At 41.3% G+C, this 15,142-nt stretch carries 15 protein-coding genes; all 15 read right to left on the reverse strand.

What is annotated here, in order from left to right:
* Window positions 1-627: amino acid permease (locus tag E7204_RS00565; RefSeq protein ID WP_295180570.1), on the reverse strand; the 627-nt coding region annotated here is incomplete at its 3' end.
* A 321-nt stretch (window positions 628-948) separates the two neighbouring features.
* A complete protein-coding gene (locus tag E7204_RS00570) occupies window positions 949-1,575 on the reverse strand; it encodes a hypothetical protein (protein ID WP_295180573.1) in 627 nt (208 codons plus the stop codon).
* 141 nt (window positions 1,576-1,716) lie between these two features.
* Window positions 1,717-2,718, reverse strand: a complete 1,002-nt coding sequence (locus E7204_RS00575; RefSeq protein WP_295180575.1) for a DUF805 domain-containing protein — start codon at window positions 2,716-2,718, stop codon at window positions 1,717-1,719.
* 86 nt (window positions 2,719-2,804) lie between these two features.
* Window positions 2,805-3,347 carry a hypothetical protein gene (locus E7204_RS00580; RefSeq protein ID WP_021840919.1) on the reverse strand — a complete coding sequence of 181 codons (543 nt, stop codon included), beginning with the start codon at window positions 3,345-3,347 and terminating at the stop codon, window positions 2,805-2,807.
* A 739-nt stretch (window positions 3,348-4,086) separates the two neighbouring features.
* Entirely contained in the window at window positions 4,087-5,997 is a 1,911-nt protein-coding gene (gene thrS / locus E7204_RS00585) for a threonine--tRNA ligase (protein ID WP_021840917.1), read from the reverse strand.
* A 523-nt stretch (window positions 5,998-6,520) separates the two neighbouring features.
* The gene (locus tag E7204_RS00590; protein ID WP_021840916.1) at window positions 6,521-6,733 is read right to left on the reverse strand and encodes a DUF4911 domain-containing protein; all 213 of its coding nucleotides are present in this window, start codon (window positions 6,731-6,733) and stop codon (window positions 6,521-6,523) included.
* Window positions 6,733-7,965 (reverse strand): U32 family peptidase, encoded by a 1,233-nt coding sequence (locus E7204_RS00595; protein WP_295180579.1) that lies wholly within the window; start codon window positions 7,963-7,965, stop codon window positions 6,733-6,735. The genes E7204_RS00590 and E7204_RS00595 overlap by 1 nt, the downstream gene beginning before the upstream one ends.
* A gap of 3 nt (window positions 7,966-7,968) precedes the next feature.
* Complete coding sequence (locus E7204_RS00600; protein ID WP_295180581.1) at window positions 7,969-8,571, reverse strand: O-methyltransferase; 603 nt, start codon at window positions 8,569-8,571, stop codon at window positions 7,969-7,971.
* 11 nt (window positions 8,572-8,582) lie between these two features.
* Entirely contained in the window at window positions 8,583-9,590 is a 1,008-nt protein-coding gene (gene mltG / locus E7204_RS00605; protein WP_295180583.1) for an endolytic transglycosylase MltG, read from the reverse strand.
* 95 nt (window positions 9,591-9,685) lie between these two features.
* On the reverse strand, window positions 9,686-9,979 hold the full coding sequence (locus E7204_RS00610; protein ID WP_021840912.1) for a DUF1292 domain-containing protein: 294 nt from the start codon (window positions 9,977-9,979) through the stop codon (window positions 9,686-9,688).
* A gap of 10 nt (window positions 9,980-9,989) precedes the next feature.
* The gene (gene ruvX, locus E7204_RS00615) at window positions 9,990-10,412 is read right to left on the reverse strand and encodes a Holliday junction resolvase RuvX (RefSeq protein ID WP_295180584.1); all 423 of its coding nucleotides are present in this window, start codon (window positions 10,410-10,412) and stop codon (window positions 9,990-9,992) included.
* Window positions 10,412-10,669, reverse strand: a complete 258-nt coding sequence (locus E7204_RS00620; protein ID WP_021840910.1) for an IreB family regulatory phosphoprotein — start codon at window positions 10,667-10,669, stop codon at window positions 10,412-10,414. Before E7204_RS00620 ends, ruvX begins: the two co-directional genes overlap by 1 nt.
* An 80-nt stretch (window positions 10,670-10,749) precedes the next feature.
* Window positions 10,750-13,359 carry an alanine--tRNA ligase gene (alaS, locus tag E7204_RS00625; RefSeq protein WP_295180587.1) on the reverse strand — a complete coding sequence of 870 codons (2,610 nt, stop codon included), beginning with the start codon at window positions 13,357-13,359 and terminating at the stop codon, window positions 10,750-10,752.
* Between the two features lie 80 nt (window positions 13,360-13,439).
* Entirely contained in the window at window positions 13,440-14,246 is an 807-nt protein-coding gene (locus tag E7204_RS00630; RefSeq protein ID WP_295180589.1) for a metal ABC transporter permease, read from the reverse strand.
* Between the two features lies 1 nt (window position 14,247).
* Window positions 14,248-14,958: a metal ABC transporter ATP-binding protein gene (locus E7204_RS00635; RefSeq protein WP_295180591.1), complete on the reverse strand. Its 711-nt coding sequence runs from the start codon at window positions 14,956-14,958 to the stop codon at window positions 14,248-14,250.
* Between the last annotated feature and the right edge of the window lie 184 nt (window positions 14,959-15,142).

Below are 15,142 nucleotides of genomic sequence, written 5' to 3' on the forward strand. Positions count from 1 at the left end.
CACAACCATTTGGAAGGATTGGATAAACCCGTCCATCCCTTTCGGAAACCAGCCTCCGTGACTCCATAAATTACTGAAGCTGGCAACACCGGCTGAAGTAGGCTGACCCGTAAGAATAAAATACAGCCCCAGCACAATCAGCGCTATAATAGCTACTACTTTAATACAGGCAAACCAGAACTCCATTTCACCGAATAATTTTACCGTCACAAGATTCATAAGCAGTAAAATAATCAGCGTTACGAGACTTGGTATCCATGCTTCAATGGACGGAAACCAATACTTAACGTAAATCCCTACGGCCGTAATATCGGCCATGGCTACGGAGATCCAACAGAACCAATACGTCCAACCGGTAACAAAGGCGGTTTTTTCACCCATATAGTCTTGCACGAATTCAATAAAAGTATGATACTCCGTGTTTGATAAGAGTAACTCTCCAAGGGCTCGCATCATCAAAAAACAAATGATACCGGTAATGATGTAGGCAAATAAAATAGCCGGCCCCGTCAAGGCTATGGAATGACCCGATCCTAAAAACAGGCCCGTCCCGATAGCACCTCCGATGGCAATTAACTGCACATGGCGGTTCTTAAGCCCCCTATTGAGGGTTTGCTCTTTCTCCAAGTGACTCACTCCTCTACCTATAAATTTTATATTTTCATATTATATCAATAAAAAACTTTCATTTCTATAGAGAATTATGAAAAATACAATATACATGAAGTTTGTGATGCCACTGCAGTATATCTAATATTGTCAGGTCTTTCAAAAAATTCATCAAATGCTAGCCAAACTATTGAATATACAAAAATAAGAGTAGCTATACATAACCCTAATATAGATACTATTATTAAAAAAGTTTTCCTCATGCTTACCTCCTAATAAATTATAGTATCTATTTGTATCCCATAAAGATTCCGGTTCATATTACTATTTAAGACCACATTATTCTAACAAACATCGATTATATTCTAATATATCAGCAGTATAAGTATCTTCCGGATTCCAATTACCGATTAGCCTATCCAGCTCATTATATTTTTTTAAGTAAGAATTTAAATCGGAATAATTGTAAAGAACTATGCATGGCGCTAAACAATCAGTTACACATTCTAATATTATTTGTTTATTATTCTCAAGAAAAAGTACAATCATATTATCCCATTCTCTTTTCCAATAATTATCTTGATTTCTATATTTGAAGTGCTCTCTATTCCAAATAACACGATCAATTCTAACTTCCATTTCTATACATTTTAAAGCTAATTCTTTTTTTCTAGAAACGGTATTCGGAAAAAAAGTTTTTACATATTCTTTTACATTATCAATATCACTAATATTATCAACTCTTAATCGTTGAAAATCCTCACCGTCGGCTCTCCAACTTTCCTCTGCTCCTATAATAATTATATTTTTATCACATTCTAAAAATATAGATCTTGCAAAAACTCTGTCATCATTTATCATCTTTACATAATCAAAATAATAGATTCTATCTAAAATTTTCTTATTAAGGAACCTTAACCTTAATATCTCATCAGGCGTTAGTATATCTTTAAATGTAAATATCATTCAAAATACTCCTTTTATCTAATAAAGTGAATTTTTTGAGATAAAAAAGATGTTGTATTTATATCTTTTACAAGACTAGAATCGAAATGACTAATTGGTCTAAATATCATAAAGCCGCTATTTTTTAATTTACAATCCATCCTAATTTTTCATATTTCCCACAAGCGTATTCTCGTTAAGCTCAAAATCCTCTATTTTCCATGATTTCCCAAATATTAGAACAGCATATACAAAAAGATTGGTAATGGGAATATACATAAAGGGAATCCAAAACGCACTACAGTAACAATCGTGTAGCCGTCGTGTAAATAAGCTAACCGAGGGAATAAAAAAAATTATGTGTAACCATTCACAAACTGTTACGAAAGTATTAGTATTTGCATACTGTCCACCATACCACATTGCAGATACAAACCACTGAATTGCTATTATAAAGCCACCAAATCCACCTAATTCCTCAGCAGAAGTGCGGCCACTAAAATTCAACGATTTTTTTAAAAATAGTAATCCACTTTGAATGAATTTTAAAGGACTTATATAAATAACCGTTTTCCATTCATTGAATCGCCACCTAAAAAATATAACTCCTTGCTTAGGAAAGTCTCCAAATCGATTGAACTTTTTATTATCTGGTATAAAAATAGCTACTAAAACTAAACAACTCATCCAATCCACGTATTGAGGTAGGTCAAGAATTGTTTCTTTCGTGCTGGACAGCTCAATAAAAGGATGATTGATATCAAAGGTCATAGTATATCCCATCTCATAGGTTCCCCAGATACAGCCACTTAAAATTAGCAAGACTATAGATTTAGGTATACCCCAATCTTGTAATCTTCTACCTAACAGTAGAGGCTGAAAAAATACACGAACTATCATATGTATAATATATATACAATAAATACTGTCACCTCTAGCTAATATTTCAAAATATGTAAAGGGAATAAAAAAAATAATACTCGATGGTAATAACAGAAAAGAAAAAAATACTAAAAATCTATAAGTATCCTTATTAATTCGTTGTCCTAATAAAGGTCGCCTAAGCCCTGACCAAAATACTTTAAAATTATAGACAAATAATTTCCACTCATTGCCCCAGTCTATAGGTTGGTAATTTATCATATTAAACCTTCGCTCTTTCATAATATTTTTTCAGTTTTCCCTGAATTAGTACCTACCAATAATTGTATATCTTTAGCCGCTAGCAATAAAACTATATCGCCCGTAAATTACAACCACCGTCTAAGTGCAATAGCCCACATAATTAAGCCAATAATTGTACTAATAATTTCTGCATCAATATCTTCCCAATGATATACCAGTAATGATATCGTACCAACTGAAAAAACACCATAAATGCAGCGAGCTAGCCATCGTTTCCACATAAAAGTTATATATTCCTTCGGGTACATTTCTCTATTTGGAGGTTCTTGATGTATATCCATAGCCCGACGAACAAATTCAATATACTGTCGCCATCTTGGCAACTCTATAAGTCCATATTGTCCTATCGTCTCATTAGCAATTTGCTTGTAAACTCGAATATGCACTTTTACCACTATATAGCAAATTATTACTGATACACTAAGAGCAGAAATTACAATAATTTCATCTCTATCAGGATATCTATTTTCCCGAAATAAAATATCTATAAGGCAATACACTATAAAAAAGACTCCACCAACTATAAAGCAGATACAAGCAAAAAGAATTCTAATAGATGGTGCCTCTTTTTGAGCATTTTTTTCAATCCAGTCTTTTATTATTTTCATTTTTTCTTATCACGCTCTTATTCGTTATTCTCCTCATTAATTGGAATTGCTTCATATTTAACCCCTATCTATATAAATACCTTCACCTCTATCGACCTTAATACTGCATTCCTTACGGCAATACCTACATCAGCTTTTCCATAATTACTCCCAGCTCATTAAAATTTTCACAATCACAACATTGATTCCTTCTTTAACTATGGATAGATATGGAGCTATCACAGCCGCGATAGCGTTTATGGTTAAGTCCATAATTTGAAAGCAAATAAGCTCTTAATCATAAAAATCGTATGGGCAACAAAAAAAGAAGGCCCTCCTCGGTCCACTACATAAACTTATGCAATAGACGTAAGAATACCTTCATTCTATACTCTTTCAATTTATTTTCGTTCATTGCTGTCAATATAACATAAGCATGTTTCATACAAATACTCCTTAATTGATTTAAGAATATAGTCATACTAAAAAAACAGCATGCAGTTCACATTTGTTTCATTATTTATTAAAATGATTATATCGGAAGGAAATCAATTTGTAAATATGCAATACAAATATAAAAAGAGCTTGCTCTCCAAAAGGTTTCGATTGAATACATTTCTAAGAAATTATTAATCGCTAACTAATTGTTGAGCAAGCTCTTTATTTAAATTTTAAACTTGATTAGCCACAGTTATGCTACAATATTAAATCGCACCATACTTTAGTGCGGCCGTTTTAGGAACGCTTAATCAAAGAACTCTTATTTACGTTCTTTTACTTCTTCTAAGATATCAGCCAAGAAGTCTTCCCATTTAACGGAACCTTTTTCACCTTCAACACGGCTACGAACTGCTACAGTGCCTTCTTGTTCTTCTTTATCCCCTACTACGAGCATGTAAGGTACTTTTTCCATCTGAGCCTGACGAATCTTGTAACCGATTTTTTCGTTACGATCATCAAGTTCAACACGAACATAAGCTTTCTTGAAGGCTTTACGTAATTTTTCAGCATATTCAACGTGTTTTTCACTGATAGGTAAAATCTTAACCTGTACCGGAGCCAACCAAGTTGGGAATGCACCGGCATAGTGTTCGATGAGGATACCGATGAAACGTTCCATGGAGCCGAAGCAAGCACGGTGAATCATGATAGGCTGATGTTTCTGACCGTCTTCACCGACATATTCCATATGGAAACGTTCAGGCAAGTTCATATCCAACTGGATAGTACCGCACTGCCAAGTACGACCGATGGAGTCGCGAATATGGAAGTCTAATTTAGGACCGTAGAACGCACCGTCACCTTCGTTAATCTGGTAAGGGATTTGTTTTTCTTCGATAGCTTCGCGAAGTGCATTAGTTGCAGATTCCCAAATAGCATCATCACCCATTGCGTTATCAGGTTTAGTACTCAATTCTACGCGATAAGTTAAACCGAACTGGCTGTAAATGCGGTCGAACAATTCAATAACTTTAATTAATTCAGCTTTAATCTGAGATGGCAACATGAATACATGGGCATCATCCTGAGTAAAGCTGCGAACGCGGAACAAGCCGTGTAACGCACCGGATAATTCATGACGATGAACGAGACCGAGTTCAGCCATACGCATTGGGAAATCACGGTAGGAATGCAAATCGTTCTGATATACCAAGATGCTGCCCGGGCAGTTCATTGGTTTGATTGCATAATCTTCATCATCAATTACAGTAGTGTACATGTTTTCACGATAATGGAACCAGTGACCGGATTGTTCCCAAAGTTGGCGGTTCAAGATGATTGGGGTACGAATTTCTTCGTAGTCGAAATCATGGTGAACTTCACGCCAGAAGTTTTCCAATTCGTTGCGAAGAGCCATACCTTTCGGTAAGAAGAATGGGAAGCCGGGGCCCTGTTCTTTGAGTACGAATAAGCCCAATTCTTTGCCCAATTTACGGTGATCGCGACGAGCTGCTTCTTCAAGAAGATGTAAGTATTCGTCGAGTTCTTCTTTCTTTTCAAAAGCAGTACCGTAAATACGTTGGAGCATTTTGTTCTTTTCGTCGCCGCGCCAGTAAGCACCGGCCAAGCTCTGCAATTTGAAAGCTTTTACTTTGCCGGTAGAAGCTACGTGCGGACCGGCACAAAGGTCAACGAATTCGCCTTGACGGTAAGTGGAAATCTCAGCGTCAGCCGGTAAATCTTCAATCAATTCCACTTTATAGTTTTCATGTTTTTCTTTAAAGAATTTAAGCGCTTCATCGCGAGAAAGAACTTCTTTTTCGATTGGGAAGTTTGCTTTTACGATTTTATGCATTTCCGCTTCGATTTTAGCCAAATCTTCAGGAACCAATACATGTTCCATGTCGATATCGTAATAGAAACCGTTTTCAATAGCCGGTCCGATGGCTAATTGAGCATCCGGCCAAAGGCGTTTGATAGCCTGAGCCATAATATGAGAGGCGCTGTGACGCAAAGTGTCTTTACCGCCCTGTTCGTTAAAAGTCAAGAAGCTTACTTTGGAGCCGTCCTTTACTTCTTCACGCAAATCGGTTAATTCACCGTCTACGTCGGCTGCCAAAACTTTTTTAGCCAAGCTATTGGACAGTTGTTTAACAGCTTCGCCTAAAGTAGTGCCCGCTGCATAAGCGCGTTCACTGTTGTCAGGTAAAATAATTTTTACTTCACTCATGGTTATTCCTCCTAAGAAATCAGCTATACCGGCGGGACACGCTACAGCTGCACGCATAATAAAAAAGAGACCTCTATCCCGACAAGGGACGAAAGTCTCGTGGTTCCACCCTAGTTAGTCATCCACTCGGATAACTCACTTTATTGTCGATAACGCATACTCGCGGATTAGCTTACTTAGTTCAGCCAATCGGTTTGAAGGGGGTAATAGATGATCTTGTGTAAGACGGTCACAGCCTAGCCGTCTCTCTCTGGAACACAGTGGATTAAATATCATATCCTTCGCTCTACCTGTTTCATTTGATGTATTAACTTTACACCATATCCGGGTTAATGTCAATACTAATTGTGTACAATTTATAATAATTTTCAAAAATTTAATTTTACACCATTAAATTTTTCTGATTGCTTATACTTCTAAAAAGCCCCTACAGCCGTTGGCCATAGGAGCTTTTATAGTTTTCACTGTATAACTTTAGTCATATGACTCGATAGAACCTACAAACTTTATAGTAGTGGTAAGCTTAAATAGCATCTACTAAAGCTAATTCAATAGGTAAACTGCTCAAAATTTCACGCACCAACGGTGCCGTATCAGGTGTGCTTCGTACCATACAAAGACCTTCTGCGCGATTAACGGTCGTCATGACGCCCAAATACTCATAGCCTTCCAAAATGCGATTTACATAATTGGTGTGGTTCGGTGAAATTTTGAAATATACATAGGAATCTTCCATTATGCTTTCACCTTATAGCGACGACGCATCATGGCATATTCTTCCAGCGGCGTATCGATATAAAGACGCACTTTCATCTGCGGATGCGGCGCTACGGTGATTTCGTTCCCCTCTTCATCGGTCATCTTCGTAATCACATGATGTACGAGTTCACCATGAGGTTGGCAAAATTCCACTTCGTCGCCCACTTTGAAGTTATTGCGTTGTTCTAAGTATGCATAACCTTCTTCCACATTGTAGCCTTCTACAAGACCGATGAAGTCATGAGTCTGCGTATTGCTGGACTGGCCGTAGTTCTGAGCCGTTTCATCCGGTTTTTCCACGGAGAAACCTTCCGTATACGGACGGTGAGAGATTTTTTCCAATTCTTCAATCCATTCCGGTTTCACTTCGTAGTGCTCAGGATCTGCCAAGTAGCTATCCACCGCTTCACGATATACTTTAGTTACCGTCGCCGCATAGTGAACGCTCTTCATGCGGCCTTCGATTTTAAGACTGTCAACGCCCGCTTCTACCAAATCAGGGATATATTTCAATAAGCAAAGGTCTTTGGAGTTGAAAATATAAGTACCGTGCTGGTCTTCTTCAATCGGATAGTATTCGCCGGGACGGTTTTCTTCCACCAAGGAGTATTTCCAACGGCAAGCCTGCGTACACTGTCCGCGGTTAGCATCGCGAGTTGTAAAATAGTTACTCAAGAGGCAACGACCGGAGTACGAAATACACATAGCACCGTGAACGAACGCTTCGATTTCAATGTCAGCGGCTTCTTTCATAGTCTTGATGTCCGCAATACTTACTTCACGAGCCACCACAACACGAGTAGCGCCCTGTTCTTTCCAAAACTCGGTAGTCAAATAGTTCGTCGTATTGGCCTGTGTACTTACATGGCGTTCCAAATTAGGAGCCACCCGTTTTGCCAATAAGAAAATACCCAAATCGGCTACGATAATGGCATCTACTTTGATGGATTCCAAGAATTTCAAGTAGTCTTCAAGGCCTACCAAGTCTTCATTGTGGGGAATAATGTTACAAGTTACATAGATTTTTTTACCATGACTATGAACAAATTCCACTGCTTCTTTTAATTCTTCATTGCTGAAGTTGGAGCTGCTGGCACGCAAACCAAAAGATTGGCCCGCACAATACACAGCATCCGCGCCATAACGAATGGCCATTTTTAATTTATCCATATTGCCGGCCGGCGACAATACTTCAATATGTCTGTTCATGTATTACTTATTACCTTTCCATATACTAACGCTCATACCATCACCTAAAGGATAAATGGTAGTATTAAATTTCGATTTATCTTCAACCATGTCCAAATATTCACGTAATCGTTTAACAATCGTTTTATAACGGTGCGGTGCTTCCTTATCGCCCCGCACATAGCCTCTGAAGAGGACATTATCCGCCAAAACAACGGCCCCCGGCGCCAAATGAGACTCTATGAGCTCCAGTTGCTTACCGTATTGACCTTTCGGCCCATCCAGAAATACCAAGTCAAACGTGCCTTCCAGCTTAGTCAGTACTTCGTTGGCATCTCCCAAATACAGGGTAATGTTATCCTTGTATTCGGACTGACCGATATACTGTTTCGCCATGTTATGTCGCTGTTCATCGAGTTCAATGGACACAATCTCCGCATCTTTAGCCGCATGTTTTGCCAAAAGAAGTGTCGAATAACCGATGGCGGTCCCCACTTCGAGAACCCGCGACGGCTCGTACAAACCGATTAATTCTTCAAATAAATGGACTTCCGATTCGCGTAAAATCGGCACTTTATTGAGTATCGCATAAATGCGTTGCTCATTCAAAATTTCCTTTAATTGCATAGCTCACACCACTATTCCCCATAAATTGATTCTACCACTTTCATATGTTCTTCGTATGTTTTAGTAAAGTGGTGATGACCTTCTTTATCCGCTACAAAGAAGAGATAATCCGTACTTGGCGCATTGAGTACCGCTTCCATGGATTTCATGCCCGGATTGGCAATCGGTCCCGGCGGTAAGCCTACGTGCATGTACGTATTATACGGACTCGGTAACTTTGTATCTTCAATCGATATATGAGGCTTAGGGTAACCTAAAATATACTGAATGCTGGCACAGGATTGCAGGGGCATACCGATTTGCAAACGTTTAAGGAATACGGCCGCAATAATCGGACGATCTTCATCAAAGAGTGCTTCTTTTTCTACCAAAGAGGCCAAGGTGATGAATTCAAAAATCGTCATATGCTTAGCTTCAATTTGAGCACGAATTTCCGGCGTCAATTGCTTATTCATTTCGCCGGCCATGCGTTTTAAAATTTCTTCCGGCGTGCTGCCTACGGGAATTTCATAGGTACTTGGGAATAAGAAGCCTTCAACACGGTAGTCGACTTTCGCCGGTCCGTACATATATTGATACGGTACATAGGTCTTGGCTTTTTCTAAAAAAGCTTCTTTCGGGCCCAGGCCGTCTTTTTCTAATTCATCGGCAATTTGCTGAATCGTATAGCCTTCCGGAATGATGACTTTAATTTCTTGCAATTTACCCTTTTGCAATAAGGCGATTACCTGACGCAAGCTGGCGTTTTGAGGAATCTGATAGTACCCTTGCTGCAATTTATCCATAGAACCGGTCAACCTAAGTGCCAAACGAAAGGTAGTTGGCGAACTGATGATACCTTTCTCATAAAGCATATCACCGATTTCGGCGCCCGTTTGATCTTTATCAACAATAAATACTACATCCTGCGGCGTACCGGCCACAGAATTCGGTTTTAAATACATAGTAATCATGGCGATGCAAAGAATCAGAACAACGCCGATGACGCCAATTCCAATCCACTTCACACGTCTATCCATACATTAAAAACTCCTTATGAAACATGCTGTCAAAAATGATTATAAACATACGAAAGAGGGGCGTGGCCCCTCTTTCCCTTTTAACCTATACCCGATTATTCTTCAACAAAATCGTCTTCATAAATAGCAAGAACCGCTTCGAATTCTTCTTCGGTCGGATCTACATAGACGTCTTCACCATCTTCCGTATCGATACGGGAAATGATAGCTTCCGGTTCTTCGTGGCATTTGCACCCCGGTTCACAGTCTTCCGGTGGCAATGAAACTAATACGGCAAAACGTTTACCGTCATAGTTGATGACCATATCTTCTTCGTAATGCGTTTCATGCCCTTCATCGTCTGTAAATGTAACAACCGTCACTTCGCCTTCATAATCTAAATCTGCCATGGTATCCTCCTTATTTGATTAAATTACTACGACTGTCTAAATAACCTTGTAAAATAACAACCGCCGCCATTTTATCAATAACATCCTTGCGTTTCTTACGACTCACATCGGCCGCAATCAAGGAACGTTCGGCCATAACGGTAGAGAGTCGTTCATCCCAAAACTTAACAGGTACGTCGATGACTTCCTGCATTTTAGCGACAAACTCTTCCGTTTTTAGCGCACGATCGCCCTTAGTGCCGTTCATATTCTTGGGCATGCCCACCACGATTTCTTCCACTTCATACTCCGTAATCAGTTCCTGTAATCGCGTAAAATCCCGTTCTAAGGAAGTGCGCCGTATTGTTTCGATACCTTGAGCCGTCATGTACAACGCGTCACTACAGGCGACGCCGATAGTACGACTGCCCACATCCAACGACATAATTCGCATTATAGTTTCTTAGCCTTTACATACTCATTAACCAATTCTTCGATGAGCTCATCACGATCCAAGCGACGAATCATGCTACGCGCATTGTTGTAGCTGGTAATGTAGGTAGGCTCGCCGGAGATAAGAAAACCTACTATTTGTTCCACCGGGTTATATCCCTTTTCCTGCAAAGCGTGATACACATCACGTAACACTTCGCTGGCGGAAGGAACATCATTTACTTTCTGAAACATCATAGTTTCATCTGATACACTCATGCTAAAGCCTCCTTTATAACAGTGCTTGGCTTAACCGAATAGTTAAGCCCGCACCGATAAACTATTAATCTGGCATACTTCTATTTTACCATAGAAAGGATAGTTTCTTTACCTTTTTCTAAAGCATTTTGTAAGGCACTTGGATTTTTACCGCCCGCTTGTGCCATATCAGGGCGTCCACCGCCGTTACCGCCGGCTGCCTGAGCCGTCGCTTTAACGATGTTGCCGGCGTGGAAACCGGCTTTAACGGCATCTTTGGTAGCCATGCAGACAAAGTTAACTTTGTCGTCACCAGCCATACCAAGTAATACGATACCGGAACCGATTTTATCGCGAACCATATCGGCCGTGCTGCGAAGTTCATCCATATCAGCCGCTTTTACATCAGCGACTACGGCTTTGAATTCACCGGCATCAAAAGCTGTGTTCAATACGGCATCCAAACCACCGGACATTAACTCTTTACGAGCTGCCGCTAATTCGTGTTCCAACTGTTTAGTTTCTTCCACGAGTTGCTGCGCACGAGCTACGATATCTTCCGGTTTAGTTTTAAGAAGGGTTGCCACTTCGCGAAGTTCAGCCTGTTCTTTTTGAGCTAGCTGCAACGCTGCTTCACCGGTTACCGCTTCAATACGACGTACACCGGAACCGATGCCGCCTTCCGACAAGATGCGGAATGTGCCGATTACAGCGGTGTTTACAACATGGGAACCGCCGCAGAGTTCAATACTGAAATCAGGTACGGTAACTACGCGTACGCGGTCGCCGTATTTTTCACCGAAGAGAGCCATAGCGCCTAATTTTTTAGCTTCGTCCATGGACATTTCTTGGATGTTCAAGTTAACAGCTTTTAAAATTTCACCGTTTACCAAATCGGTGATTTGTTTCAATTCTTCAGCCGTTACCGGTGAGAAGTGGGTAAAGTCGAAACGTAAACGATCCGGCATTACTAAGGAACCGGCCTGATTTACGTGATTGCCCAATACTTGTTTCAAAGCGGCATGCAATAAATGGGTAGCCGTATGGTTACGAGCCATGGACAAACGACGAGTGGTATCTACTTCGAACTGAACCGTATCGCCCACCTGCAAATTACCTTCCACAATAGTACCTACATGGTAGGTTGTGCCTTCCGGTAATTTCCGGGTTGTGTGAACTTCCATTTTACCCATAGGGCCTACGATGAAACCGGTATCACCTAACTGACCGCCCCCTTCAGCGTGGAACGGAGTCGTACGCACGATGAGGGTTACTTCCATGCCGTCCGATGCGCTGTCGAGACGGGTAGCGCCTTCGCCGAGCATAAGAATTTCGGAGGAAGTAGCGGATTCATCATCGGTCAATTTTTCATCGCGAAGGAAGGTAATATCCGGAGTAGCCACTTTAGCATCTACGTCTTCACGAGCCGCACGGGCACGAGCACGCTGTTCTGCCATAGCACTTTCAAAACCGGCCATATCGATGGTAAGGCCTGCTTCAGACGCAATTTCTTCCGTAAGTTCCCAAGGGAATCCGTACGTGTCATATAATTTGAATACTTCGGCACCCGGAACTTCCGTAGCTTTAGATTCTTTTAATTCGTTAATCAAAGCACCGAGCATATCGAGGCCTTGTGCCAAAGTCTGGTTGAAACGATCTTCTTCATTGGCTACAACGCGTTTGATGAAGTCGTGTTTTTCAATAAGACCAGGTACACCGGAGCCTAAAATGTCGATAACCACGTCCACCAAATCGGTCAAGAAACGACCTTCAATGCCGAGCAAACGACCGTGACGTACGGCACGACGCAAGATACGACGCAATACATAGCCGCGACCTTCGTTGGATGGCAATACGCCATCGCTGATGAGTACGGTAATGGCGCGGGCATGGTCGCCGATAACTTTGAGGGATACGTCCGTATTGGCGTCGGTGTGATAGGTTACCTTAGCCATTTCAGCCGCTTTTTCAATAATAGGGAAAATTAAATCCGTTTCAAAGTTGCTTTCTTTATTTTGCAATACAGATGCCAAACGTTCGAGACCGGCACCGGTATCAATGTTTTTCTTTTCAAGCGGTACATATTCACCGTCAGCGGTACGATTAAATTGCGTGAACACGAGGTTCCAGATTTCAAGATAACGATCGCAATCACAACCCGGTGCACAATCCGGTTCACCACAACCGCGGGATTCGCCGAGGTCGTAGAAAATTTCACTGTCAGGACCGCAAGGACCTTCCCCGATTTCCCAGAAGTTATCTTCCAAGCGGGTAATGTGGTCTTCCGGCATACCTACTTCTTTATGCCAAATATCATACGCTTCCTGGTCATCAGGATATACGGTTACATATAAACGATTTTTGTCGAGTTTAATAACTTCCGTCAAAAATTCCCAAGCCCAATGAATGGCATCTTTTTTAAAATAATCGCCGAACGAGAAGTTGCCGAGCATTTCAAAAAAAGTATGATGACGCGCCGTGCGGCCTACGTTTTCAATATCGCCGGTACGAATACATTTCTGGCAAGTAGTTACACGCGTACGAGGCGGTACCAATTTGCCCGTAAAGAACGGTTTTAACGGTGCCATACCGGCGCCGATTAATAACAAAGAAGGATCGTTTTCCGGAATTAAGGAAAAACTGTCTAAGATTAAATGTTGTTTGCTTTCAAAAAATTTTAAATAAGCCTGACGCAGCTCATTACCCTTCATGAGTTTCAGCCTCCTAAATAAATATGAATTCTCTTTATTATAAGCCTTATTGTCTATGTTTGTCTATTTTTTAGTTATGCCTATTTTCGGTCGCGCGCCACCGTAACGGCAAAAGTTAAGGCGTAGCCCAAAATTGCCACCAGCACGATGGTGCCGCCCGGTGCCAAATCATATTCAAAAGCCCCCAAAAGACCAAGGCTGACGCTGGCTAATGAATAAATTTCACTGATAATAAGCGTTTGACCAAAACCACGGCGCCATAAGTGAGCGGCTGCTACCGGTACAATCATGAGCGCCCCGATAAGCAAAATACCGACAATAGTCATCCCCATAACCACCACTAAGGCGGTCAAAATAGCAAAGAGCATATTGATGCGCCCTACGGCAATCCCCGCAGTCACGGCAATCTGTTCGTCAAACGCGGTAAATAACAATTTCGAATACATAAAATAGACGGTCAGGGCCACAATAACGGCCACCCCGGCAATTGTCATAATATCCGTATCTGTTACGGTCAAAATACTGCCGAACAAGAAGTTTAAAAGGCCCGTACTCGGCATTTTCGTCATGGTCGCAAAGATTACGGCCAAGGCCAAACCAGTATAAAAGAATAAGGCCAAAATCATGTCCGTATACTGGTTTTGACGACGGCGTACCAACTCAATGCCGATAGCCGTAAGCACTGTCAATAGAGCGGCGCCAAAAGGCGGATAAATCGATAATAACGAAGCCCCCGTAACGCCCGCAAAAGCTACGTGGCCGAGCCCTTCACTTAAGAGCGATTGCCGTTTAATAACAATAAACGTACCGATTAAAGGACACATTAAGGCTACAATTAAACCGGCCATAAAGGCTCGCTGCATAAATTCATAGGTAAATATATCCACGTTAACCTCCTATATGCCATGCGAGCGGCGTATTCTTATGGCTTTTCAAAAATCCTTGGCTATCGCCGTTATAACAAACGTGACGGTCGATACAAATTACCTGGTCAGCTTCCTTACAGGCGTCCTCAATATCATGGGTAACCATAATAATCGTCATACCCTTATCACATAAACTACGCAACAATTGGAAAATATGAGCACTCACTTGAAAGTCGATGCCGCTGGTAGGTTCATCCAAAAGCAAGTATTTCGGATTTCGCGCCAAGGCCTGAGCAATCATGACGCGTTGCTGCTGGCCACCACTCAAATCACCGATGCGACGATGGGTAAATTCAGCCATTCCCACTTGAGCCAAGGCTTCATGAGCTTTGGCTTTCCGCTCTGCACGGCCCATACCGCGAATACGCAGACCCAACTCCACAATTTCACCGCAAGTAGCAGGAAACTGAGCGGCATTTTTGTTATAAATCTGCGGCACCAAATGAAGAAGACCTTTTTGTTGGGCCTCGCTTACGGAATACCCGTCTATCGTAATTTGACCGGTTGCCGGTTTTAAAAGCCCCGCAATGAGGCGTAAAAAGGTTGTCTTCCCCGCCCCGTTAGGACCTACGATAACCGTAAAATCCCCTTCCGGAATCGTCAGGGACACTTCACTGATTATAGTGTCCTGCTCATAATTAAACTGTACCTTATCTACAGTAATTTCTCCCATCCGCAAAACCTCACTTTATAGGCTAAAAGAGGAGGCATGGGCCTCCTCTTCAAAATATCTTAACTTACATAACGCAATATTTCGCACTCACATAATGTATAAGTTGATTATTTACATTACGCGCTTAGCTCCGATGTAGCGTTCGCCCCAATAGCTGTCATTAACACTGGCTATAGCTACGCCG

Source organism: Veillonella sp. (assembly GCF_015058545.1).
Taxonomy (GTDB): domain Bacteria; phylum Bacillota; class Negativicutes; order Veillonellales; family Veillonellaceae; genus Veillonella_A.